The sequence below is a fragment of the Solirubrobacter ginsenosidimutans genome (assembly GCF_027587205.1).
The window spans coordinates 1-23338 of the sequence record NZ_JAPDOD010000081.1 but is presented as its reverse complement, the minus strand read 5'-3'; the positions used below and the strand labels follow the sequence as shown (position 1 = coordinate 23338).

The 23338-nt window shown below is 68.9% G+C and carries 19 protein-coding genes; 9 read left to right on the top strand and 10 right to left on the bottom strand.

Annotated elements, in window-relative coordinates; genetic code table 11:
- Positions 1–59: 59 nt before the first annotated feature.
- Positions 60–959 (top strand): tetratricopeptide repeat protein, encoded by a 900-nt coding sequence (locus OM076_RS42010; protein WP_270046192.1) that lies wholly within the window; start codon positions 60–62, stop codon positions 957–959.
- Positions 956–2503 (top strand): oligosaccharide flippase family protein, encoded by a 1548-nt coding sequence (locus OM076_RS42005; RefSeq protein ID WP_270046191.1) that lies wholly within the window; start codon positions 956–958, stop codon positions 2501–2503. The genes OM076_RS42010 and OM076_RS42005 overlap by 4 nt, the downstream gene beginning before the upstream one ends.
- 8 nt (positions 2504–2511) lie before the next feature.
- On the opposite strand, the gene OM076_RS42000 is transcribed toward OM076_RS42005, so the two are convergent.
- The 9 genes from OM076_RS42000 to OM076_RS41960 form a co-directional block, all read right to left on the bottom strand.
- Complete coding sequence (locus OM076_RS42000) at positions 2512–3267, bottom strand: PHP domain-containing protein (protein ID WP_270046190.1); 756 nt, start codon at positions 3265–3267, stop codon at positions 2512–2514.
- The gene (locus OM076_RS41995; protein WP_270046189.1) at positions 3264–4463 is read right to left on the bottom strand and encodes a hypothetical protein; all 1200 of its coding nucleotides are present in this window, start codon (positions 4461–4463) and stop codon (positions 3264–3266) included. Before OM076_RS41995 ends, OM076_RS42000 begins: the two co-directional genes overlap by 4 nt.
- The gene (locus OM076_RS41990; protein WP_270046188.1) at positions 4460–5059 is read right to left on the bottom strand and encodes a polysaccharide deacetylase family protein; all 600 of its coding nucleotides are present in this window, start codon (positions 5057–5059) and stop codon (positions 4460–4462) included. The genes OM076_RS41995 and OM076_RS41990 overlap by 4 nt, the downstream gene beginning before the upstream one ends.
- A 55-nt stretch (positions 5060–5114) precedes the next feature.
- A complete protein-coding gene (locus tag OM076_RS41985; protein ID WP_270046187.1) occupies positions 5115–6017 on the bottom strand; it encodes a glycosyltransferase family 2 protein in 903 nt (300 codons plus the stop codon).
- Positions 6018–6023: 6 nt separating this feature from the next.
- On the bottom strand, positions 6024–7283 hold the full coding sequence (locus OM076_RS41980) for a nucleotide sugar dehydrogenase (protein WP_270046186.1): 1260 nt from the start codon (positions 7281–7283) through the stop codon (positions 6024–6026).
- Entirely contained in the window at positions 7280–8179 is a 900-nt protein-coding gene (locus OM076_RS41975; protein ID WP_270046185.1) for a glycosyltransferase family 2 protein, read from the bottom strand. The genes OM076_RS41980 and OM076_RS41975 overlap by 4 nt, the downstream gene beginning before the upstream one ends.
- A 74-nt stretch (positions 8180–8253) precedes the next feature.
- Positions 8254–8808, bottom strand: a complete 555-nt coding sequence (locus tag OM076_RS41970; protein ID WP_270046184.1) for a DUF3558 domain-containing protein — start codon at positions 8806–8808, stop codon at positions 8254–8256.
- Between the two features lie 3 nt (positions 8809–8811).
- Positions 8812–14394, bottom strand: a complete 5583-nt coding sequence (locus OM076_RS41965) for a DUF4082 domain-containing protein (RefSeq protein WP_270046183.1) — start codon at positions 14392–14394, stop codon at positions 8812–8814.
- Positions 14391–15383: a sugar phosphate nucleotidyltransferase gene (locus tag OM076_RS41960; protein ID WP_270046182.1), complete on the bottom strand. Its 993-nt coding sequence runs from the start codon at positions 15381–15383 to the stop codon at positions 14391–14393. The genes OM076_RS41965 and OM076_RS41960 overlap by 4 nt, the downstream gene beginning before the upstream one ends.
- A gap of 139 nt (positions 15384–15522) precedes the next feature.
- Between OM076_RS41960 and OM076_RS41955 the strand changes: the two genes are divergently transcribed.
- The 7 genes from OM076_RS41955 (at position 15523) to OM076_RS41925 (ending at position 22087) form a co-directional block, all read left to right on the top strand.
- On the top strand, positions 15523–16125 hold the full coding sequence (locus OM076_RS41955; protein WP_270046181.1) for a response regulator transcription factor: 603 nt from the start codon (positions 15523–15525) through the stop codon (positions 16123–16125).
- 50 nt (positions 16126–16175) lie between these two features.
- The gene (locus OM076_RS41950) at positions 16176–17195 is read left to right on the top strand and encodes an SDR family NAD(P)-dependent oxidoreductase (protein ID WP_272599075.1); all 1020 of its coding nucleotides are present in this window, start codon (positions 16176–16178) and stop codon (positions 17193–17195) included.
- Positions 17195–18334 carry a DegT/DnrJ/EryC1/StrS family aminotransferase gene (locus OM076_RS41945; RefSeq protein WP_270046179.1) on the top strand — a complete coding sequence of 380 codons (1140 nt, stop codon included), beginning with the start codon at positions 17195–17197 and terminating at the stop codon, positions 18332–18334. The genes OM076_RS41950 and OM076_RS41945 overlap by 1 nt, the downstream gene beginning before the upstream one ends.
- An 82-nt stretch (positions 18335–18416) precedes the next feature.
- On the top strand, positions 18417–19043 hold the full coding sequence (locus tag OM076_RS41940) for a sugar transferase (protein ID WP_270046178.1): 627 nt from the start codon (positions 18417–18419) through the stop codon (positions 19041–19043).
- On the top strand, positions 19040–20128 hold the full coding sequence (locus OM076_RS41935) for a Gfo/Idh/MocA family protein (RefSeq protein WP_270046177.1): 1089 nt from the start codon (positions 19040–19042) through the stop codon (positions 20126–20128). The genes OM076_RS41940 and OM076_RS41935 overlap by 4 nt, the downstream gene beginning before the upstream one ends.
- On the top strand, positions 20128–21393 hold the full coding sequence (locus tag OM076_RS41930; protein WP_270046176.1) for a glycosyltransferase family 4 protein: 1266 nt from the start codon (positions 20128–20130) through the stop codon (positions 21391–21393). The genes OM076_RS41935 and OM076_RS41930 overlap by 1 nt, the downstream gene beginning before the upstream one ends.
- A gap of 76 nt (positions 21394–21469) precedes the next feature.
- Entirely contained in the window at positions 21470–22087 is a 618-nt protein-coding gene (locus OM076_RS41925; protein WP_270046175.1) for a response regulator transcription factor, read from the top strand.
- Positions 22088–22149: 62 nt separating this feature from the next.
- Here the strand turns inward: OM076_RS41925 and OM076_RS41920 are convergent.
- Positions 22150–23338, bottom strand: a 1189-nt coding sequence (locus OM076_RS41920; RefSeq protein ID WP_270046174.1) for a LamG-like jellyroll fold domain-containing protein, incomplete at its 5' end; no start/stop codon positions are given.

The following is a 23338-nucleotide window of genomic DNA, read 5'->3' as shown; positions in this document are numbered from 1 at the left end:
GACGGGGCGCAAAACTTCCGCGGAAGTCGAGCTGGCGGCCCGTCGTTGTTGACTCGAGCATGAACGACCACGCCTCCCAAACCGCGCCTTCCGTCGTCGACCGGTCCTTGATCGCGGCTGCCGAGCACCGTCGCCTCGGTCGTCAGGACGCTGCCGCGATCCTCTACCGTGAAGTGTTGTCGGTCGCTCCGACCAACGTCGACGCGCTTTACGGCCTGGCGATCGTGCTGCGCGACAGCGGCGACCACGGCGAGGCGGAACGCATTCTGCGTGACGCGTCGTCTCGTACGCCGCACGACGAGCGGCTCGCCGAAATGCTCGCCGAGATCCTCGCCACGCCTACCGCGATGCCGAGTCAGCGGCGTGGGTTCGCTCGCCGGGCCGCTCGCCGCATCGTGCGCCCGACCATCGAGGCCGCGGCGCAGAAGCCTCGGATCCTGAAGTACCGGGCACTTTCGACCTGCCGTCAGGTCACCGGCTCGCCGCGGAGGCTGCAGCCGGTGCTTCTGGTCGGTCCGGGCGCGATCGCATTCGGCGAGGACGTGCAGCTCGGCTGGTACCGCTCTCCGCTCTTCTACGCGGGTTACTGCCATTTCGAGGTCTCGTCGGTCGATGCGCGCATCGAGATCGGCGATCACACGGAGTTCAACAACAACGCGTTCGTCAAGAGCGAAGGCGCTGGAATCCGTATCGGAGCGCGCGGTCTCTTCGGTGCGAACATCGAGATCTTCGACTCGAACTTCCACGATCTGGATCCGGCTCGTCGACATGGCGGAAACCCGCGCATGGCACCGGTGGAGATCGAGGAGAACGTCTTCATGGGCATGAGCGTGAAGGTCCTCAAGGGCGTCACGATCGGCCGAGACTCCGTCATCGGAGCGGGCGCGGTCGTCTCCGCTTCGATCCCGGCCGGCGTCATCGCGGCCGGGAACCCTGCGCGAGTGGTGCGGGAGCTTTGAGCGCCTCACCGGTCGAGGAGCAGCCGGGCGACACTCGCAGCAACGAGGAACTCACAGCCGCGACCGCAGCCGGTCTGCGGTGGATCACGTACGCGCGCATGATCATCGAAGCGCTGCTGCTGGTCTCGATGGTCGTCTTGGCCAGGCTGATCCCCCCGGCCGCGTTCGGTGTCTACGCGGTCGTCACGATCGTGCAGGAATTGACGATGACGCTGCCGATGGAGAGCACGTCGAGCGCGCTCGTACAGCGACGCAGCGTCGGACGTGAGCACCTTCAAGGAGCGCTGTCGCTCGGGTTGCTGATCGGAATCGGCCTTGCTCTGGTCACCATGGTGATCGCCCAGTTGCTCGCGAAGCCGATCTACGGCGCGGAGACCGCCACGTTGTTGATGATCGTCGCTCCGACGTTCCTGCTCGGCGCGGTCAACGCGATTCCCCTCGCCGTGCTCCGCAGGCGGCTGGATTTCAAGTCCATCGGCATCATCTCGATCGCCTCGACCTTCGCGCGCGTAGCGGGCATGATCGGGCTCGCGCTCGCTGGGCTCGACGCGTCGGCGCTGGTACTCGGCACGACCATCAGCGTGGTCGTCAGCATCGCGCTCGGTCTGTTCTTCGCACCGATCCCGTTGCCGCGTTGGCGCCCCCAAGCGATGCGTGACCTCTTTCCGTACAGCGGTCCGGCTTCGCTCGCGACGCTGGCCTGGACGGGTTTTCGCAACGGTGACTACGCGATCATCGGCGCGCGCCTCGGGGCCGCGCAGGCCGGTCTGTACTGGCGTGGTTATCAACTCGCGGTCGAGTATCAGCGCAAGATCAGCATCGTCATGACAGAGATGGCGATGCCGATCCTCTCCCGGACCGCCGGCCACGATGAGCTTCACGCGTTGCGACGGCGGATGGTCCGGCTGCTCACTGTGGTCCTCTTTCCGTTCCTCGTTCTGCTCGTTCTGCTCGGCCCTGTCGTCGTGCCGTGGTTGTTCGGACCGGAATGGGAGCCCGCCGTACTGCCGGCGCAGATCCTGGCGGCGGGCGGAGCCGCGACGCTGGTGATCGACGCCGCCGGCTCGGGCATGGCGGCCGCGGGCCGGACCAAGGCCATGCTCGGCTACGGAATCGCGCATTTCGTCGTCTACGCCGGCACCGTGGTGATCGTCTCCCCGCACGGGTTGACGGCCGTCGCCATCGCCGCCGCCGTGATTCACACGCTCTTCCTGGTCGTTGCCTACCAAGTGCTTCTCGGCGAACGTGCGTTGCGCTCGCTCTGGGGCGACATCGCCCCGGCGAGCGTCGGCTGCATCGCGATGGCGATCGTCGGCGTTCCGCTCGCGTGGGCCATGAATCGTGCCGGCGCGCCCGTGCTGGTGCAGATCGCGATCGTCGGCGCCTTCAGCGGAGTCGCGTACCTACTCACGGTTCGCGCCACGTTCGCTGATTGTTGGAGCGATCTCTGTGCCGCGCTGCGACGTATCGTGCCGAGCGCCGCGCTCGAACTGCTGGCACGGGTCCCGCGGTTCCGCGTCGCGCGCTCCGGCAACGCCGCGTAGGCGGCCGGTCAGGGCGACGCGTGAAGCGAGCGCTTGACGCGCCCGCGTACCTGGCGGACCGCACGCGCGAGCCGCCGGCGGACGAATTCGGCCGTGCGCGCCCCGGCCAACCCGGGTCCCGACGCGAAGCGATCACCGGGCAGGCGCAGGACAACCGGCGCGAAGGTGCCGGCGCGCAGTGCCTCGAAGATCCCGTCGCCGGAGGCGGTCGGGGACTGCACCTCCATCGCCATCGGGAAGAACTGCTTGGCCGTGTGGAAATCCAGTCCCGCGAACCGGCGCAGGCCATGCTCTTCCGCGAGCCGTAGCGCGATCGCGCTGGGAGCCCAGCCGTCGTACTTGCGGTTCCAGGTCTCGATCGCGCTCGCGAGCGCGAAGCACTCGGGCGCAAGCGTCGTCCAGGCGTCGCGCCGCCCAGGGTGGGCGATCACCGAGAAGCCTCGCTCGCCCGCCGCATCCCGCAGGAGCTCGATCGTGGGCCGGTTCGCCCCCAGGAAACGGTCCGCGCCCCACACAGGTACGTGGACCCGGTTCTCGGCGTCGCTGTACTCGATCCCGGGCACCAAGAGCGCCCCGGACTGGCTCGCCGCCGCGCACGCGTCGCGGTAATCAAGCCACCGCGCCGCATCGAACGTGCGATCGTGCTCGGCCATCAGGACGGCGTCGTAGCCGCGCTTTGAGAAGGCTCGCGCGAGTTGCTCGAGCGTCCACTTTCCGTCGTACGACCAGGCCGAGTGAACGTGCGCGGCGACACGCAGCTTCATCGTGACCTCCCCCGGGGCATCGCACCGCGGACGGTCTGCAACGTGTCGTCGAGGAAGATCGCGGGATGCTCGCGCGACCAGTTGTACCAACCCTCACCGCGCCGCAGCCGAGTCACCGACCGGAGCGTCTCCCAGCGGCCGGGCCACTCCACGAGCGCCGTCGATTTGGGCCCGCGCAGCACGCTGAGCGTGTGGAGGATCTCGCGACCGAGATGGCGGCTCACCACCTCGGGCCGGGCCACTGGCTCCGGCCCTTGAGGGTGCCCAAGGCCGAGGCGCTCAGACGCTGCCCACGCGGGGTACTCGAAGCCCAGGCGCCGGGCGAGCGCCAAGCTCCCCCACGTCCGCCCGTTGAGCTCCATGAACCACGGGGTGCCGTGCTTGTCGCGCAAGATCTCGAGCATGAACAGGCCTTCCCAGCCTGCTTGGACCATCATGCGCGCGCCGCTCGCCGTGATCGCCTCTTCCGGAACGGCCGAGATACACGCGCTGGAGCCCGAGCCCTGCGGGTTGACCATTCGCAGTCGCCGATGTGCGCTCCAGCTGCGCACTTCCCCGTCGACCGCAATACCGAAGACGCCCTCGCCGGAGCCGGCGATCCATGGCTGAGCGAGAATCGGCCCGGCGGCTCGCCACCGCTGCACCGTGGCGACGAGCTCGTCCCGATTCGCGCACACGGCTCCGCCGGCCTTGTCCAGCCGCCCGTCGATCTCCGTCACCGCGAAGGCCGGCTTGAGCACCAAGGGGAACTCGTCGAGGTTCAGCGCGTCGCTCGCCTGGTCGAGCACCACGGTCTCCGGCACCGGCAAGCCGGCGGCACGAGCCGCGTCGAACTGGAGGCGCTTGTCGAGCGCCAACCGTGCTTGCGGACCCGTCGCCCCGATGACCGGCAGCCCGAGCTCCGCTGCGACCCGATCGCACAGCCACACGGCCGGGTCGTCGAGCGGGAGCAGCGCGACCGCCCCGAGTGTCGTGGCCAGCGCCTTGAGCTCGCTGATCGCCTCGGCGGCGCTCTGTTCGGGCGCCGTGACGGCGTGCACCGGGACCTCGGGGTGTTTGCGCAGCGGTGGGCGCTTGCCGCGCCGCGTGAAGGCCGCGACGGGGAGTCCGGCCGCGCGCAGGCTGAACGCCGTCTCGGGTGCCGCGAGGGCCTCCGCGAACCCGATCAGGATCGGGCCCCGAAGCTGATCGTTCACCTCCACCGCTTGACGAATCGCTTGAGGTGAATACGCATCGCTTCGCCCGACGCGGGCTGTTTCGCGATCGCTGAGACGCTGTCGGTCACCGTGATGGACGTCCTGGGCTGCAGCCACTGACGCGCGTTGGCCTGGCCACCATCACTCGTGTATACGTGGTCGTAGCCCGCGGCGCGTAGCCGCGACAGGACGCGACGATCGTAAGCCCCGAACGGCACCGACGCTTGGGTCACGCGCTTGCCGGTGGCTTCGGTGAGCAGGTTTCGCGCCTGGTCCAACTCCTCCGCCAGCCCACCCTCGTCCAGGTTTCGCCAGTTTCGGTGGTGAAGTCCGTGTGAGGCGACCGTCATCCCGGAGTCGTTCAGCTTCTGAAGATCAGACGCGCCGAGGTGCTCTGGATGATCCAGGCGCCCGGCGAGGACAAAGAACGTCGCGGTCAGCCCGCGATCGAGGAGCGCGGGGAGCGCGACGTCGACGTCCGACCGGAAGCTGTCATCGAAGGACAGCCGAACATCATCCCGCCGTCCGACCGCATCGAGAACGGCCAGAAACCGCTGTTCGGACAGCCACACATGCGCTTCGCCGGGCTCAAGCACACGAGGCGGTTCCCCGACGCCATGAAACGTGAGGTTGTACACGGGTCCGCTGTGATCAGCCGGCGTTGTGCCCGACCACGCGACGACGGAGCGTCGAGCCGAGCGCCGCGAAATGGCCACGGGCGTAGCTGGGGCGCCGGAGGGCCGCGAACGAATGCGTTGCCGCGTCGACGGCGATCCCGAGGCGTTGGATCCGCGCCGAAAACGGCGAAGCGTGCTTGCGTGCGAAAAGCACGCGGCTCGTGGCCAGTACCGGCAGCAGGCTGCTGCGCGGCGCGGAATGTCCGCCCACGTGGTGAACGGTAGCGCCCGGTTCGTAGCGAATGCGGTGCCCGTGCTTGACGAGCTCCGCACAGAGGTCCATGTCCTCACAGTAGAGGAAGAACGACTCGTCGAACCCGCCGATGGCCTCGAGCGCGTCGCGCCTTCCGAGCATGCACGCGCCAGAGATCCATTCGGGATACTCAACGGTTTCATAGCGCTCGTGCGCGGACGCGATCTCGTTGGCCCAAGCGGCGCGCGGGAACAGGCGGTGCAGGAACATCGCCTGCGACCAGACCGTCCCCGGACGCTGCCACCGGCGAATGCTCGGGATGAGCTCCCCGTCGGAGTCGACGAGACGCGGGCCGACGAGGGCGACCTCGGGCTCGGCCTCCAAGACCGCCTCGAGTCGTGCGAGGTCCGCGCGTTCCACACGAGCGTCAGGGTTCAGGAACAGCACGAGCGGCGCCGATCCCGCGGTCATCCCGAGGTTGCAGCCGAACCCGAAGCCCCCGTTGCGCTCCGCATCGATCGCGTTCACCCCGAGGCCGGCGAGCGTGGCGAGTGAGCCGTCCGTGGAAGCGTTGTCGACGACCGTTACGGTGATCCCCGGCTGGTCGAGCAGCGGCTCCACGCATGACCGCAGCGTGTCAGCGCTGTTGTAGCTCACGATGACGACGTCGATACGAGCGTTCATCGAGAGCTACCGGGCGCGACCGAGCTGGCGCACCGTCGGCTCCTGTAGGCCGCGGGTCACGCCGCGAAGGTCGACGGCAATCGGAGCGCTCCGCACGATCTGCTCGTGGTCGACTCCAGGGTGAGCTGTCACGATCACCGCCAGATCGGCCGCGACCATCGCCGCGTCGAGGTCCGAATTCACCAGTCCCATCGAGGGTAGCTCCGCAACGTACGGGTCGTGATAGACGACCTCGGCGCCTCGCGCCTGCAGCAGCTCGATGATCTTCAGGGCCGGCGACTCGCGGATGTCCCCCACGCCCGGCTTGTACGAGACGCCCAGGACGACGACGCGAGAGCCGCGGACGGACTTGCTGACATCGTTGAGCGCCTGCTCGATCTTCTCGACGCAGAAGTACGGCATCTGCTTGTTGACCTTGCCGGCGAGCTCGATGAACTCGGTGGCGAAGTCGAACTCGCGGGCACGCCACGTGAGGTAGAACGGATCAACCGGGAGGCAGTGGCCGCCCATGCCCGGGCCTGGCTCGAAGCGCATGAAACCGAACGGCTTCGTCGAGGCCGCGTCGATGACCTCCCAGATGTCGACGTTCATGCGGTCGGCCAGCATCGCGAGCTCGTTGACCAGCGCGATGTTGACCGAGCGGAAGATGTTCTCCAGCAGTTTCGCCATCTCGGCGGTCTCGGGAGAGCCGACCGGGACGACGGTGGAGCACACGCGGCCGTAGACCTCGGCGGCAAGCTCCGTGCAGCGAGGCGTGAGGCCGCCGACGATCTTCGGGGTGGTCGCGATCGTGTAGTCGGTGCGGCCCGGATCGACGCGCTCGGGCGAGAACGCCAGCGCGAAGTCGACGCCGGCACGCAGACCCGACTCCTCCAGCAGCGGCACGAGATAGTCGCGCGTGGTGCCGGGGAACGTGGTCGACTCGAGCACAATGATCTGGCCGGAGCGGATCACGCCTCCCAAGGCGCGGGCCGAGCCCAGCAGCGGGCCCAGCTCGGGCTCGCGGTTGGCGTTCAGCGGCGTCGGGACGCAGATGAGGATCGCCTCGGCGTCGTGCAAATCGACGAACCGGGTGCTGAACGAGCAGCGCTCCAGGACGCCCTGCAGCCGTGCATCCGGCACGTCCTCGATGTGCGAGTGGCCGCGGCGCAGGCCGGCTACCTTCCCCGCGTCGATGTCGACACCGATGACGTCGATCCCGACCTCGGCGAACTCCATCGCCAAGGGCAGACCGACGTAGCCCAAGCCGACGATACCGATGCTCATCGCACTCCTCCGTGATGTGGAACCAGCGCGCCCACCGCGCGCTGGCGAAGCTCACGCCGCGCGAAGCGGCGGTACTCAAGGTCGGGAACCCGCTCGACCCGCCGGGCCGCTGCCCGGATGAATCCGTAGATGAACGCCAAGCCGGAGATCACGCGCGGCTTCCGGCGACCGACGCGGAACGCGCGCAGCGAGATCCACCAGAACGTGTGGTGCGCGATGTACGCGCACTCGCCGTGACGAGCATGGCCTCGGAGCGTCCCGTCAGCGCTCCCGATCGGACGGTGATGAATGCCGACGAGCTCGCTGTAGTGCACGGTTCCGAACCCGCGCATGCGCGCATAGGTCTCGTCGATCGTGTCCCAGCCAAGGCGCTCCTGCACGCCGCCGATCGCTTCGAAGCACGCCATCGAGTAGCACTTGAGCGCGCCATGGACGTGGTTGCCGGCGATCTTGATCCGGCGCATCCCGCCCTCCGGCGTCGGCTCGTCGAGCACGCCGCCGGCGAGGCCGACCGTCGGGTCGGCGTCGAAGCGCGCCATCAGCTCGGTGAAGTAGTCGGGCCGCAGCTCGATGTCGCCGTCGAGCTTCATCACGTGCGTGTAGCCGCTGATGTCGCCGGCGACGGCCAGCCCCGCGTTGAACGTTCGCGGCGCCGCGGCACGCGCTAGACGATCTCGGACCGGGCCCTCTGGCGCGTCCGAAACCTGCGCGACCTGAAGGAACGGGACCTCTGGCTCGAGGCGCTTGAGGATCGCCAGCGTGTCGTCCGTCGACTTGTCGTCGATGATGATCCAGCGAGTGGGCGGCAACTGCTGAGCCGCCATGGCGCGAATGACGCGCTCGATGTGAGCCGCCTCGTTCCGAACGGGCGAGATAATGAGAATCCGGGGTTGCACCACTCCACTAACGTCTCGAGCTCCCGCGTCCTTCCGACACGACGGCTCAAGTTTCCTTCCGAATTCGAGTTTGCTCAGGCCTTCAGGTGCGCGAGCGCCGCCGCCGCGAAGCGTTTCGCGATTGCGCAGGGTCCCGCGACGCTCAGAACACGGCCACCGCCGATCGGCACATAGAGCGTCGGCTGCCCGTTCGTGGCGCAGAGTCCGTTGCGGCCAGACACCGTGAGCTTCTGGGGCTTGCCGAGCTGCTTGCGGAACTGCTCGAACTGCATCGACTGCACCGCGAGGCTGAAGAACCGCTTCCCGCCCTTGGTCGTGTAGATGCACGTCGGGCCCTGAGGCGCGACGCGCGGCTTCTCGATCGCCTCACCGACGATCGCGCTGGCCTGGGACTTGCTCACGAACGCGCACGGGCTCGCAGCCTGCTGCACCACCGTCTGCGTCTCGGCCTGCGCCGCGGCGCTCCCCGCGCCCTCGTTGGAGCGTCCGCTCTTGGTCTCCGGCGTCAGCCGGCTCTTGGCGGGATTGCTGGGATGGCCGACCGGCGCCGGGGCCGGGGAACCGGCCCCGCCGCACGCGGACAGCAGCAGTCCGAAGACGACGACGATGCTGACGTGACGGGCGCGCATGGATCAGCTCCCAGTCGGGGCGTACAGGACGTCCACCCAGTAGTTGGCGGCGTTGAAGCTGCCGGTCGGGAAGGTCGACGTCGCGCCGTACGCGAAGACGCCGTTCTGGCTCGTCACGTTGGCCAGCGCGTGCAGCGGGCCGCTGTCCAGCGGACCCGAGCCGAACGCCCCGCCGGTCACGGCGTAGTGACCGCTGGGAGCCAGGTACGAGACGACGTACGTCGTCCCGGCCGTGATGCTGATCGGCGACGCAAAGCGCGCCGTCTGCCAGCCCGAAGCCGACTCGCCGGTGAAGGTCACCTGGCCGAGTTGCGCTCCCGCCGCCGTCCACAGGGTGCCGACGTGGGTCCCTGTGTTCGTCGTGGCCTTGTAGAACCGGATCCCGGCGATCGTGCCGTTGGAGTCAGCCGTGAACTTCACGCCGAGGTTCACCGAGCCGCCGTCGCCGGAGTCGGTCGTCCCGGGCGTCGTGTAGTCCAGCAGCGAGAACGCGGGCGAGACCGCGGCGGATGCCGCCGAGTCCGGGCCGGTGCCCACGGCGTTGGACGACTTCACCTTGAACGTGTAGGCGGTCCCATTGGTCAAACCGCTCACGCGGGTGCTGGTCGTGGACGCGCCGACCGTGACCGGCGTCTGCGCGGTGGCGCCGATGTAGGGCGTCACGGTGTGGCCCGTGATCGGGCTCCCGCCGTTGGACGGCGCGGTCCAGGACACGACCGCGGACCCTGCATCGACCAGCGCGGTGACGCCGGTGGGCGCCGCCGGAGCCGTCGCGGCCGTCGGCGTGACCGAGTTCGATGCCGCCGACGCCGGCCCCGTGCCGCTCAGGTTCGAGGCCTCGACCTTGAACGTGTGGGCCGTCCCGCTCGTCAGGCCCGCGATCGTGGTGCTCGTCGCCGGCGGCGTGCCGGTGATCGTCGTGGCCGTCTGCGCGGCCGCGCCGATGTACGGCGTGATCTTGTACGCCGACGGCGCACCGCCGGTAGAGGGCGCGGTCCACGACACGTTGGCCGAACCCTGGCCCGCGGTCGCGGTCACGCCCGTCGGGGCACCGGGCGCCGGAGCGCCGACGAACAGGACGTCCACGCCGTAGTTGCCGGCGTTGAACGAGCCGGTCGGGAACCCGCCCGCGGCGCCGTACAGGTAGACGCCGTTCGGGCTGGTGGCGTTCGAGACCGCGTGCAGCGGCGGATTGTCCACCCCGGTCGCCAACGCACCGGCCGTCACCGAGTAGTGACCCGCCGGCGCCAGGTAGCTGGCGACGTAGGTCGTGTTGGCGGTGATCGCGATCGGGCTTGCGAACGTGACCGTCTGCCAACCCGTCGCCGACTCGTTTGTGAAGGTGGCCTGCGCGAGGCGCGTGCCGGCGGCGTTCCACAGGCTGCCGACATGCGTGCCTGTGTTCGCCGCCGCCTTGTAGAAGCGGATGCCCGTGATGGAGCCGCTGGAATCGGCCGTGAACTTCACGCCGAGCTCCACCGGGGTGACGTCGCCCGAGTCGACCGTGGTCGGCGTGGCGAAGTCCAGGATCGTGAACTGCGGCGTGATCGAGTTCGACGGGTCCGAGGCCGCGCCGGTGCCGATCGCGTTGGTCGCGGCAACCTTGAAGGTGTAGCCCGCGCCGTTGGTGAGCCCGGTCACGGTCTTGCTCGTGCCGGTCCCGCTGGAGGTCACCGGGGTCTGCGCGGTCGCGCCGATGTACGGCGTGATCGTGTACCCGGTGATCGGACTATCGCCATCGCTGTCGGGCGCCGTCCACGTGAGCTGCGCCGAGTTCGACGCGGGCCGCGCGAGGACGTCGCTCGGCGCGCTCGGCGCGATCGGCGCTGACGGGGTCACCGAGTTGGACTGCACCGAGGCCGTGCCCCCACCGCTGCCGTTGAGCGCCTGCACGGTGAACGTATAGGTCGTCCCGGTCGTCAGCCCGGTCACGCGGGTCGACGTCTTGGTGGCGGGGACCGTGGTCGCCGTCTGGGCGGTCGCGCCGACGTACGGCGTGATCTTGTAGTTGTCGGCTCCGCCGCCGGTGGACGGGGCGGTCCAGGAGACGGTCGCGGACGTCTGACCGCCGGTGACCGCGGTCACTCCGGTCACCGTCCCCGGAACCGGGACCGCGAACATCACGTCGACGAAGTAGTTGCCGGCCTGGTACGAACTGGTCGGGAACGTGCTCGTCGAGCCGTAGGAATAGACGCCGTTCGGACTCGTCGAGTTCGCGAGCGCCTGCAGCGGAGGATTGTCGATCGCCGCGCTGAGTCCGCTGTTGGTATGCGAATAGCGACCCGCTGGGGCGAAGTACGACGCGATATAGGTCGTGCCGGCGGTCACCGTGACCGGGCTCGCGAACGTCGCGACCTGCCAGCCCGAAGCGGACTCGTTGGAGAACGTGACCTGGGCCAGGCGCGTCCCGGCGGCGCTCCAGAGGCTGCCGCTGTGGATGCCAGTGTTGGCGGCGCTCTTGTAGAACCGGATGCCGGTGACCTGACCACTGGTCGCGGGCTTGAACTTCACCCCGAGCTCGACCGCGTTCCCGTCCTGCGAGTCGACGGTCGTCGGCGTCGCGAAGTCGAGAATCGTGTCCTCCGGCGTCACGGCCGCAGAGGAGGCGGACGCGGTGCCGGTGCCGGCGGCGTTGGTCGCGGTGACCTTGAACGTGTAGCTGACGCCGTTGGTCAGGCCCGTCACCACCGCCGAGGTCGCCGGCGCCGTCACCTGGGTGGCGGTCTGTGCCGTTGCGCCGATGTACGGCGTGATCGTGTAGTTGGTGATCGGGCTGTCGCCGTCGGACTGCGGGATCGTCCAGCTGACACTCGCCTGGTTGGACGCCGGGTTGGCGACCACGTTGGTGGGCGGCGAGGGCGGCACCGCGACGAGCGGAGTGACCGCGTTCGAGTTGGCCGACACCGGGCCTGAGCCTGTCGGATTGATCGCCTGGACGGTGAAGGTGTATGCCGTACCCGTGGTGAGCCCGGTGATCGTCGCGATCGTCAGCGGCGGCGTGCCGGAGATCGTCGTCGGCGTCTGCGCCGTCGCGCCGATGTAGGGCGTGATCTTGTATGAGGTCGGAGCGCCACCGGTCGACGGGGCGGTCCAGCTCAGGTTCGCCGACGTCTTCCCGCCCGCGGTCGCGGAGAGTCCGCTGATCGCGCCCGGCGCCGGGATCGCGGCGAACAGGACGTCGACCCAGTAGTTGGCCGCGCCGAAGGAATTGCTCGGGAACACGCTGGTGCCGCTGTAGACGTAGACGCCGTTGGTCACGCCGGCGGTGTTCTTGATCGCGTGGAGAGGCGGACCGTCCGTCACGGCACCCCCGTTCGGGCCGGGGGCGGGTGCGCGATAGAAGTAGTCGCCCGTCGCCGCGAAATGTCCGTTGGGGGCGAAGTACGACGCGATGTACGTCGTGTTGGGCATCACCTGGACGGGTGACGAGAACGTCACCGTCTGCCAGCCGCTCGCGGTCTCACTCGAGAACGTCGCCTGAGCCAGTCGTGTCCCGTCGGTCGACCACAGGCTGCCGACATGCGTGCCGGTGTTGGCGGCCACCTTGTAGAAGCGGATCCCGGAGATCTGCCCGAACTGGTCGGACTTGAACTTGACGCCGACCTCGGCCGGGGTCGCGTCAGTGGAGTCGATGTCGGCGGGCGTGAAGTTGGCTCCCCAGATCGAGCACGGGCACGTCACGTTGACGTTCACGCCGGCGCCCGGGGTCTGCGTATTCGCGCTGTCGTCGGTGGCCCGGACCTTGATGTTGGCCGTGGGCGATCCATGCGCGATCCACGAATAGGACCAGCTCGTCGTGCCGGAGGTGGGATGCCAGCTGGCGCCCCCGTCGGTCGAGATCTCGACCCCCGCCACGACGCCGCCGCCAGCGTCGGTGGCGGTGCCGCTGAGCGTGATCCGCGTGCCGTCCGGGACGGTCGCCGGGGGCGTGTTGATGGTCGCGGTGGGCGGGGTCGCGTCCGTGGTCTTGGTCGCCGCGCTCAGTCCCGCCATCAGCGTGTCGGCCGGACCCGCGTCGAGATCGGCGAGGACGTTGACCGTCGCTTGTTGCATGTTCTTGTCGACGGGCGCCTCGTTGGGGTTCGTGTCATCCAGACCCCAGGCCCACTGCACGGTGCCCGTCGAGAACACGCGCGCGCCGCTGGGGGCCTTGTACATCGTCATGTTGTGCGTGGCGGTGCCGCCGACCGCAGTCGTCGAACCGTAGTCGGTGAACAGCTCCAGACCGCCGACGGTGGTCGCCGACAGCTTGATCTGACCGGCCGGGCGGTAACCGTTGTCGGCGTCCTCGTCCCACTCGTATCCGAGCGAGTTGGGCGCGAGCGTCGTGCTCGTGGCCGAGGAGACCGTGGTGTTCTTCCACATGCGGTACGTGCCGAAGCGCTGTGGGACCTCGATCGCGGACGTGCCGGAGTTGACGATGAAGCTTTGGCCGGTGAGAGCGTTCTCAGGCGTGTTCTGCGCCGCGGTCGTGAAGCGTGGGTCGCGCCAGGTCCCGGTCCATTCGACCGGATCGACCTGGGCCGGGAAATGGGTGTCCTTGTAGGAGACCAGCGTGCGATTGGCTGTGCCGGACATGCTGGGTTCCCAGCGGGTCTTCCAGAATCCCTCGTTGCCGGTGAAGAACGCGAGGTTCACCCCGGCGTCGCGCGCCTGCTCCATGCCGGTGCGCTGGCTCGCGGACCAGTACTCGTCGTGCCCACTGGAGATGAACAGCTCGTGGTTCTTCAGCAGCGGCGCGCGGGTGCCGACGTCGAGGCTGGAAACGTAGCTGGTGTCATAGCCGTTGCGCTCGAGGAAGCGGATCATCTGGTACTCGCCGCCGGCGAACAGCCACGAGCGACCGCTGTCGTCGTCGGCGGTGTGGAACGGCCGGTTGTAGGAGACCTTGTAGGCCGCCTTGTACGTGCTGGGATTGCCCGACGGGCAGAAGGTCGTGCACGTGTAGAGGCTGTTGCCGCCGTAGGTGTTGTACGCCTGCCACGTCGCGTCCGAGGTCTGGACCACGACGTCGGAATGGCTGCTGTCGTCGCGCACGACGAACGGGATCAGGCTCGTCCCGTTGGTGTCATTGCGCTCGAGATGGGCGATGTAGACCCCGGAGACCGCGGTGCTGGGCACCGCCCACGTGTACGAGACGCTCCAGTTGCCGCAGTCGACCAGCCCCGTCGGGTTGGCCGACGCCGAGTCGTTCTGGCAGGCCGGCTGATTGGTGACGGTTGCGGTCGGCGCGATGTTGCCCTGCATCAGGCGTGCGCCCATGTTGTTGTAGTAGCCGAGCCGATAGATGTCGATGCGCATGTTCTGCGTCGACGACTTGATCTTGAACGAGATGTTCTCGCCCTTGTTGACGCTCATCGACGTCGCGAAGCCTTGGATCGTCGGGTCGCCGGACCCTTCGACCTCCCAGACGCTCGGGTCGGTGCCCGTGATCTCGTTCTCGCACGAGATCGGGTTCCCGCACGCGGCAGCGGCCTGTGAGAGCACAGGCGAGCCGGCCAGCGCGGCGACCGCGAAGGCAAAGATCAGGGCGAGTCGGCGGACCGCCGACGGGCCAACGACGCCCGAAACCTTGGAAGCGATCAACTCAACACCACCTCTGCACCTTCTCCGACCGACATGCGAATGGCACCGGGGAGATCGAACCCCCGGACGATGCGTGCCCCGCGCCCGATGACGCTGGACTCAAGACGCTGCCCGATGAAGCGAAGCTCGGCGTCAGGAAGCACGATCGAGTACTCGACCTGCGAGCCCTCGATGACGACGCCTGAGCCGACGCTCGTGTACGGACCGATGTACGCGTCCGAGATCTCGGCTCCAGGACCGATGATCGCCGGGCCGCGCAAGAGCGTGCGGCGAACCCGGGCGGTCTTGTGGATCGCGACGGAGCCCTGCACCGTGCACTCGTCGAGCAGGCTGGCGTCGTAGGAGGACTGGAGCCCCTCGAGGACGCGCCGGTTGCTGTCGAGCAGCGACTCCTGGTCGCCGTGGCAAGGCAGACAGCCGTCAACCCGCTGCACGCGCACGCGTCCGCCGCCGGCGCGAACGTCGGCGACCGGATTCGTCGTGGCATCGGCGCCGTCGAGCAGGATCGAGATCGCGCGGTTTGAGAGCAAGTACCCGGGCGCGGGTGAGAGCAGCCGCTCACCGCCGTCACGCGTGAGGCGCAGCGCGAGCGCGTCGAGACCTTCGCGGGCGAAGGTCGCGATGTGCGAGTGCAACCGGTCGCGCAGCAGTGCGTCGCCCATCTGGACGAGCACCGGCTCGTCGGCGACGAAGCGCTCCGCCGCGCCGAGAGCCGCGCCGATCCCCTCGGCCGGACTCCAGGTCTCGTAGCGAAGGCTCAGACCCCAATCACGCCCATCGCCGACGGCTCGCTCGATGGCCTCGCCGGAGTCGGAATCGACAAGCATCACGCCCTCCAGCACCCCCGCGGCACGCAGCGCCTCGAGGTTGTGGAACAGGATCGGGCGGTTCGCGACCGGGAAGAGGTGCTTGGGCCCGTTGGGCGCCGTCGGCCACGGACGATCGTCGCCAGCGCACCCGGTCAGGATCAAGGCCTTCGCAATCTCCATACCCACCAACGGGCACCGATGGCGATTACAACCGCGCCGATCGCTCGCGCAGGGATGAAAAACGGTGGAGCGCGGCAGCGCCCACCGGAGGATCGCAGGATGCGCGGAAGCGACGGTGCCCGAAGTGCGTTAGTCGAGCATGAGTGCCCCAGTCCTGAAGCACACCACCGCACCGGTCGTCGTCGCGATCGGCGCGGACCAGCGTGCCGAAGGTCACATCCGCGAGGCTCTCGAGGCAGCCGGCTTCGCCGTCGAGATCCTCTCCCGCGGAGACGTCGTGGACGCGGTCGAGCGGGCGCGGCGAGCGTCCGCACAAGCTCCCGTGATCGCCGTCGTCGCCGTCGGCACGTCTCGTGCCGACCTGCGGCGTGTCCTGCGGGCGGGCGCGTCCGGGATCGTGATCGACGGACAGCTCGACGAGGCGCTGGTCCCCACCGCCTGCGCGATCATCGCCGGGCAGCTCGTGGTGCCGCCGGCGCTCGTCCGTCAACTCGCGCCGCGCGCGCTGTCGTTCCGCGAGAAACAGATCCTCGCCCTAGTCGTTCGTGGGTACACGAACCGCCAGATAGCGGACACGCTGTTCGTCGCCGAGTCGACGGTCAAGACCCACCTGTCCTCGGCGTTTCACAAGCTTGAGACGCGCTCGCGCGCGGAGACCGCTGCACTGATCCTGGACCCGGTCGACGGCTATGGACTCGGAGTCCTGCCGATCGCGGAGTCAGAAACCGAGCAAGCGGCATGACCAACGACAAACATATGGAAGATCCACGGACCGCGCGGCGTTGTCTGAGCATGGTCGGAGAATCGGGAGCTGAACTGAACGTGATCCAAGGCGAGCGCATCCTCATCACCGGTGGTGCCGGAACCATCGGGAGCAACATCGCCGATCAGCTGGTCGAGGCCGGCGCCGGCGAGATCGTGGTGCTCGACAACTTCGTCCGCGGCCGTCGTGACAACCTCGCGATCGCCGAGGCCGGCGGCAACGTACGCGTCGTCGAAGGCGACATCTGCGACCGAGACCTCGTTCGCCAGCTCGTCCGCGAGGCCGACGTCGTGTTCCACCAGGCGGCACTGCGCATCACGCAGTGCGCCGAGGAGCCGCGGTTGGCCGTCGACGTCCTCGTCAACGGCACGTTCAACGTCGTCGAAGCGGCGGCCGAGGAGGGCGTGCGCAAGCTCGTCGCGGCTTCGTCGGCCTCGATCTACGGCCTCGCCGAGTCCTTCCCGACGACCGAGTTCAACCACCCGTACGCCAACGACACGCTCTACGGCGCCGCGAAGACCTTCAACGAGGGTCTGCTCCGGTCCTTCCACGCGATGACGGGCCTGGACTACATCGCGCTGCGCTACTTCAACGTGTATGGACCGCGGATGGACATCCACGGCGTCTACACCGAAGTGCTCGTCCGCTGGATGGAGCGCATCGCGGCTGGGCAGCCGCCGCTGATCTTCGGCGACGGCCTGCAGACGATGGACTTCGTGTTCACCGCCGACATCGCCAAGGCGAACATCCTCGCGGCGATGAGCGACAAGACCGATCGGGTCTACAACGTCGCCAGCGGCACCGAGACCAGCCTGCTCGACCTCGCGAACGCGCTGCTGCGGGTCATGGGTTCCGACCTCTCCGTCGAGTTCGGGCCCGAGCGCGCCGTCAACGGCGTGACGCGTCGCCTGGCCGACACCACGGCCGCCCGCGAGGACCTCGGCTTCGTCGCCGAGACCGATCTGGACGCCGGCCTGACCCAACTCGTCGAGTGGTGGTCGGCGAACCGCTCCGGTGGCCGCTTCGAGCCGCTGGTGAAGGTGTCCTGATGAACGTCCCGTTCGCCAAGCCCAAGTTCTACGGGGGTGAGGCCGAAGCGCTGGCCGAGGTCATCGCCTCCGGCTGGGTCTCCCAGGGCCCCCGCGTCCAGGCGTTCGAGAACGCGTTCGCCGCCCGCGTGGGCGCCGAGCACGCGATCGCCACGACCAATTGCACGACCGCACTGCACCTCGCCCTGTACGCCTCGGGCGTTGGGCCGGGTGATGAGGTCATCGTGCCGTCGCTGTCGTTCATCGCGACCGCCAACGCCGTCTGGCAGTGCGGCGCCGAGCCGGTCTTCGCCGACGTCGACCCGCTCACGTACAATCTCGATCCCGTCGCAACCGAGCACGCGATCACGTCGCGGACGAAGGCGATCATGCCCGTCCACCAGATCGGGCTGCCTGCGGACATGGACGCGTTCTACGCGATCGGCGAGCGCCACGGCGTCGCGATCGTCGAGGACGCCGCGTGCGCCATCGGCGCGACTTACAAGGGCCGCCCGATCGGCTCGCTGCAGTCGACGGCCTGCTTCTCGCTGCACCCGCGCAAGGTCATCACGACCGGCGAGGGCGGGATGATCACGACCAACGACGGCGCGCTCGCCGACCGCCTGCGCAAGCTGCGCCAGCACGCGATGGACCTGTCGGATCTCGCGCGCCACAACGCGACCGACATCGTCTTCGAGTCCTATCCCGAGCGCGGTTGGAACACGCGCATGACCGACATGCAGGCCGCGCTCGGCCTCTGCCAGCTCGAGGCGCTCGACGAGATCCTCGCCGAACGCGATCGGCAGGCGGCGCGCTACAACGCGGCGGTCGAGTCGATCCCGTACCTGGAAGCGCCGTACGAGCCCGACTACGCCGTCCGCACGTGGCAGTCCTACGCCCTGCGCGTGAGCCCTCGCTCGCCGCTGGACCGGACCGAGCTCATGCGCCGGCTGCTGCGCGACGGCGTCGCGACGCGACGCGGCGTGATGGCGATCCACCACGAGAAGGCCTACGCCGGGACGAACGTCCTACTGCCGCACACCGAGGCGGCGGCGCGCGAAGTGATCCTTCTCCCGCTGTTCCCCGGGCTCGGCGACGACGCCCAGGACTATGTCATCGAGCGGCTGGGCAGCCACCTGCTGGCGAGCGCCGCCGCCTAAGGAACCCTTGGGAGCCACAGGCATGGATGTGGTTGGCCTCATAAGCCCAGAGGTCGCGGCGCCTGCTAGCCGCGAGTCGCGGGTGACGGCCGTCAGCTGTCGGGTGCTCGACGTGTTCGTCGCCGGCGCGCTGCTGATCGCGCTCGCGCCGCTTCTGCTCGTCATCGCGCTCGCGATCCGGCTGGACTCGCCCGGCTGGTTCGTCTTCCGTCAACGACGCGTCGGTCGCAACCTGAAGCCGTTCACCGTGAACAAGTTCCGGACGATGCGGGCGAACGCCGAACACGACACGCACCGCGCCTTCGTGACCAAGCTGATCACGCGCGGAGAAGGCGACGACACCGTCGAGAAGCCGTTCTTCAAGATCGCCAGTGACGCGCGCGTCACTCGTATAGGGCGTTTCCTGCGCAAGTCCAGCTTGGACGAGCTTCCGCAGCTCTGGAACGTCCTCCGCGGGGACATGTCGCTCGTCGGCCCTCGCCCGCCCATCCCGTACGAGGTCGAGCACTACCCCTCGCACTGGTTCGCGCGCTTCGCGGTCAAGCCTGGTCTCACAGGCCTCTGGCAGGTCAGCGGGCGCTCCCAACTCACCCTCGAGGAGATGATCCGCTTGGACGTCGAATACGTCGAGAACCGTTCGCTCTGGATGAACGTGCGGATCCTCGCACGAACGATCCCCGTCGTTCTGCTCGGCAGGGGCGCGGCATGACGCCGCGCACCTCACCGCTCGGCGTGGTCGTCGTCGGCTACGGCTATTGGGGCCCCAACATCGTCCGCAACGTCATGGAGCGGCCGGAGCTCGAGCTCATCGCCCTGTGCGAGCGCGATCCGGCGCAGGTCCGGCGGTTCGAGGCGCGCACCCCCGGGGTGCCGTCCAGCGACGACTTCGACGCCTTGCTGGCCGATCCGCGCGTCGATGCCGTGTGCATCGCCACGCCCCCGCGCACGCACTACGCGCTGGCGCGGAAGGCCCTCGAAGCGGGCAAGCACGTGCTCGTGGAGAAGCCTCTGGCCACCGCGGTCGAGGACGCCGAGGCGCTCGTGGACCTGGCCGAGCGCAAGGAGCTCGTCCTCATGCCGGGCCATACGTTCCTCTATAGCCCGCCGGTCAACAAGATCCACGACCTGATCACGTCGGGCGAGCTGGGCGAGATCTACTTCGTCACGTCGTCGCGGATGAACCTCGGGCTCTATCAGGCCGACGGCGTGGTCTGCGACCTGGCGCCGCACGACCTCTCGATCCTCCTGTACTGGCTCGATCGTCGCGTGGCGAGCGTCAGCGCCGCCGGCTGCACCGTGTTCGACCCCGACGTGGCCGAGACGGCGTTCCTCACCCTGCGCTTCGAGGATGGGCCGTCGGCCAACGTGCAGGTCTCCTGGCTGGCGCCGCGCAAGGTGCGCCAGATGATCATCGTGGGCTCGCGAAAGATGGTCCAGTACGACGACACGATGCCCGACGGCGCGGTCCGGATCTACGACCGCGGCCTCGACATGGAGGTCGTCCAGGAGCCGGCGAACTTCGGCGAGCACCGCCTGACTTACCGATCCGGCGACATCGTCGCGCCCCGGATCGACGCGGCCGAGCCGCTGAGCCTCGAGCTGGCCGACTTCGCCAACTCGATCCTGACCGGCGCGCGGCCGCGCTCGCATTCCCGTCTCGGGCTGGAGATCGTGCGCGTGCTCGCGGCGGCCGAGGCATCGCTTGCCGGCTCCGGCGAGCCGGTCGTCATCTCGCGCGAAGGCACGCTGGTGTCCAAGGCCGCGCCGCTCGGCCCGGATACGCGAGCCGCGTGATGGCCGGCCGCCGTGCCCTGATCATCAGCGAGAACGCCCCGGTGCCGTCCGACCGGCGCGTGTGGAATGAGGCGCGGGCGCTGACGGACGCCGGATGGCACGTCACGATCGTCTGCGCCGAGGGCCAGGGACGTCACACGGCGCCCTTCGAGCGCCTCGAGGGCATCGACATCCACCGCTACCCGCTGGTTCCCGCGGCCGGCGGCCTGGTCGGCTACGCGCGGGAGTACGCGCAGGCGATGTGGCGGATCCGCAAGCTCGCGCGCAAGCTCGCGGCGGTCGAGCCCTTCGACGTGGTGCACGCGTGCAACCCGCCGGACTTCCTCTTGCTGGCCGCGCGCGGCCTGCGCCGCAAGGGCGCCCGCTTCGTCTTCGATCACCACGACCTCGTGCCCGAGCTCTACCGGGCCAAGTTCGGGGACGGGCCGCTGTCCAACGTGGCGGCGGCGCTGGAACGGATCGCGTTCCGCTCGGCCGACGTCGTCCTCTCGACCAACGACTCCTACCGGGCGATCGCGCTCGGGCGTGGACGGATGGACGCGGCGGACGTCTTCGTCGTCCGCAACGGGCCAGATCTGGAGCGCTTCCGCCCCGCTGAGCCCGACCCGTCGTGGCGTCGCGGGCGCGCGCACATGATCGCCTACCTCGGGATCATGGGCCCACAGGACGGGCTCGACCACGCGCTGAAGGCGCTCGGGGAGCTTCACCAGCGGCGCGACGACTGGCACGCGGTGTTCATCGGCGAGGGCGACATGCTCGAGCAGATGCGCGCGCTCGCGGGCGAGCTCGGCATCGCCGAACACGTCGAGTTCGCCGGCTGGCGCTACGACGACGACATCCGGACGATCCTCTCCACCGCCGACGTCTGCCTGGCGCCGGATCCGCCGAGCCCGCTCAACGACGTCTCGACGATGATCAAGATCCCCGAGTACATGGCGATGGGGCGTCCGCTGGTCTCCTACGACCTGCGCGAGTCACGCGTGTCGGCCGGCGACGCCGCGCTGTACGCCGAGCCCGGTGATATCGCGGGCTTCGCCGAGCGCATCGACACGCTGCTCAGTGACCCCGACCTGCGTGAGCGGATGGGCCGCGCCGGCCGCGAGCGGGTCGAGACCGAGCTCTCCTGGCAGCACTCGACCGGGCACCTGCTGGCGGCCTACGATCGCGCGCTGTCACCGTCGGGTGAGGTTTCTGCCCCACGGGGGGTGGTCCATGCGTCCACCCACCCATGGGAAGGGCACGAACCCGCCAATCCGGTCAGTTGAACATCACCTTCCCCCCCGATGGTTCAGGCGCGAACCTGAACGCAATGGACGGTGGAAGCCCACGGAGGTGGCCGAAGTGAAGCGACTCATGATCATCGCCGACAACTCGTTCGCGGCTCAGAGCATTCGACTGGCGCTGCGGCAGACATCCGGGTTCCAGGTGATCGGATTCCTGGACGGCTCAGCGACGCTGAGCCCGCGGGCGATCGAGCTCGAGCCCGACATCGTCGTCATCGACGACACGCAGGAGCCCGAGCACGCGCTGGCACGTCTGCAGGAGCTGGCGGAGCTGCGGCCGGAAGCCAAGCGAGTGTTCCTGACGATGCGCATGGACGACGAGTCGCTGGAGCGGGCGTTCGAGGCCGGCGCGGAAGCCGTGATCTCCAAGACCGTGCACCCGGTCGGCCTCGCCACCCTCGTGCGTGAGATCTCGCGTGATGCCGTCGTGCATGCTCCGCGCCGGATGGCGTCGGCGAAGCCCTCGCGTGATCTCTGCCCGCTGACGGACCGCGAGCTCGAGATCCTCCGCCTGGTGGCTCAGGGCTACACGAACGGACGCATCGCCCGCGAGCTGTGGGTGACCGAGCAGACCGTCAAGTTCCACCTGTCGAACACGTACCGCAAGCTCGGCGTGGCCAACCGCACCGAGGCCAGCCGGTACGCGCACGTCAACGACCTGCTCCTCGCCGCTTAAACGGCACGGGGCCGACTCATCCGAGCCGGCCCCGCACCTTCCGCGAGAGCGGGGTCTCGCGATCAGGCGTCGACGTTCATGTCGGCCGCGATCTGCGCCGCGGTGAGCGGCTTGCGCCAGACGCGGACGTCATCGACGTCGCCCTTGAACCACTCGCCCCAGACGTCGTTGCCGCCGAGTTTGAGCGCGCCGGTCCCGGTCGCCATGGTGCCGGACAGCGCACGCGAACCGGCCTGCACGCCGTTGACGAAGTACCGCAGCGTGCTGCCGTCGTAGGTCACGGCGATGTGCGTCCAAGCGTTGAGCGCAAGCGCCGAGCCGGTGGCGTCGTAGTCCAGCGACGTGTGGGCGTAGCCGACGGCCTTGCCGCGATCGTCATTGGCGTACAGCGCGTAGGCGAGGCCGTTGCCGTTCTCCTTGAGGACCGCCGTCCGCCACGTGCTGCCGAGGGCGCTCGGCTTGACCCACGCCTCCAGCGTCATCGCGGTGGTCAGGTCCAGGGACGCGGAGTCCTTCACCACGACCTGGTCGTTGACGCCGTCGAAGCGGATGGCCTGGCCGTGCTTGCCGGTGCTGACGCGGGCGGCGCCGCCGGAGATCGAGCCGGCGTTGCTCTTACCCGAGTCGTCGAGGACGCTCGTGCCGGACGCCTCGTCGAAGCCGTAGGAGGCGACGAGGTCCGCCGGAGCGAGGGTCGCCGGAGGCGTAGGCGTCGCGGTCGGCGACGGGGTGGCCGTCGGCGTGGGCGAAGGCGTCGCCGTCGGGGTCGGGGACGGGGTGGCCGTCGGCGTGGGCGAAGGCGTCGCCGTCGGAGTCGGCGAGGGCGTCGCGGCAGCGTCGACCGCGAAGGACTTCAGGCTGGCGTTCGTGTCACCGTCGGCGTCGACGACGGTCAGGCGGACGTACTTCGTCTCGGCGATCGAGAAGGTCTTGGTGATCTTGCAGCCGGTGGCGGTCTCCCAGACCGTCGCGCCGGTGGCGTCCTCGAAGCTCCAGGTGCAGGTCAGGGTGCCGTCGCCAGTCGAGGTGGTGCCGTCGAGCGTGGCCGCCGTGCCGACGCGGACGCCGGTCGGCGCAGTCCAGCGGCTCACCGCGGGCGCGTCCGGGGCGGGCGTCGCCGTCGGAACCGGGGTCGGCGTGGACGTCGGAGCCGGCGTCGCGGTGGACGTCGGGGCGGGCGTCGCGGTCGGTGTGGGTGTGGGTGTGGGGTTGGGGTCGGTGCTGGTGGTGGGGTTGATGCCGCGGTTGGTG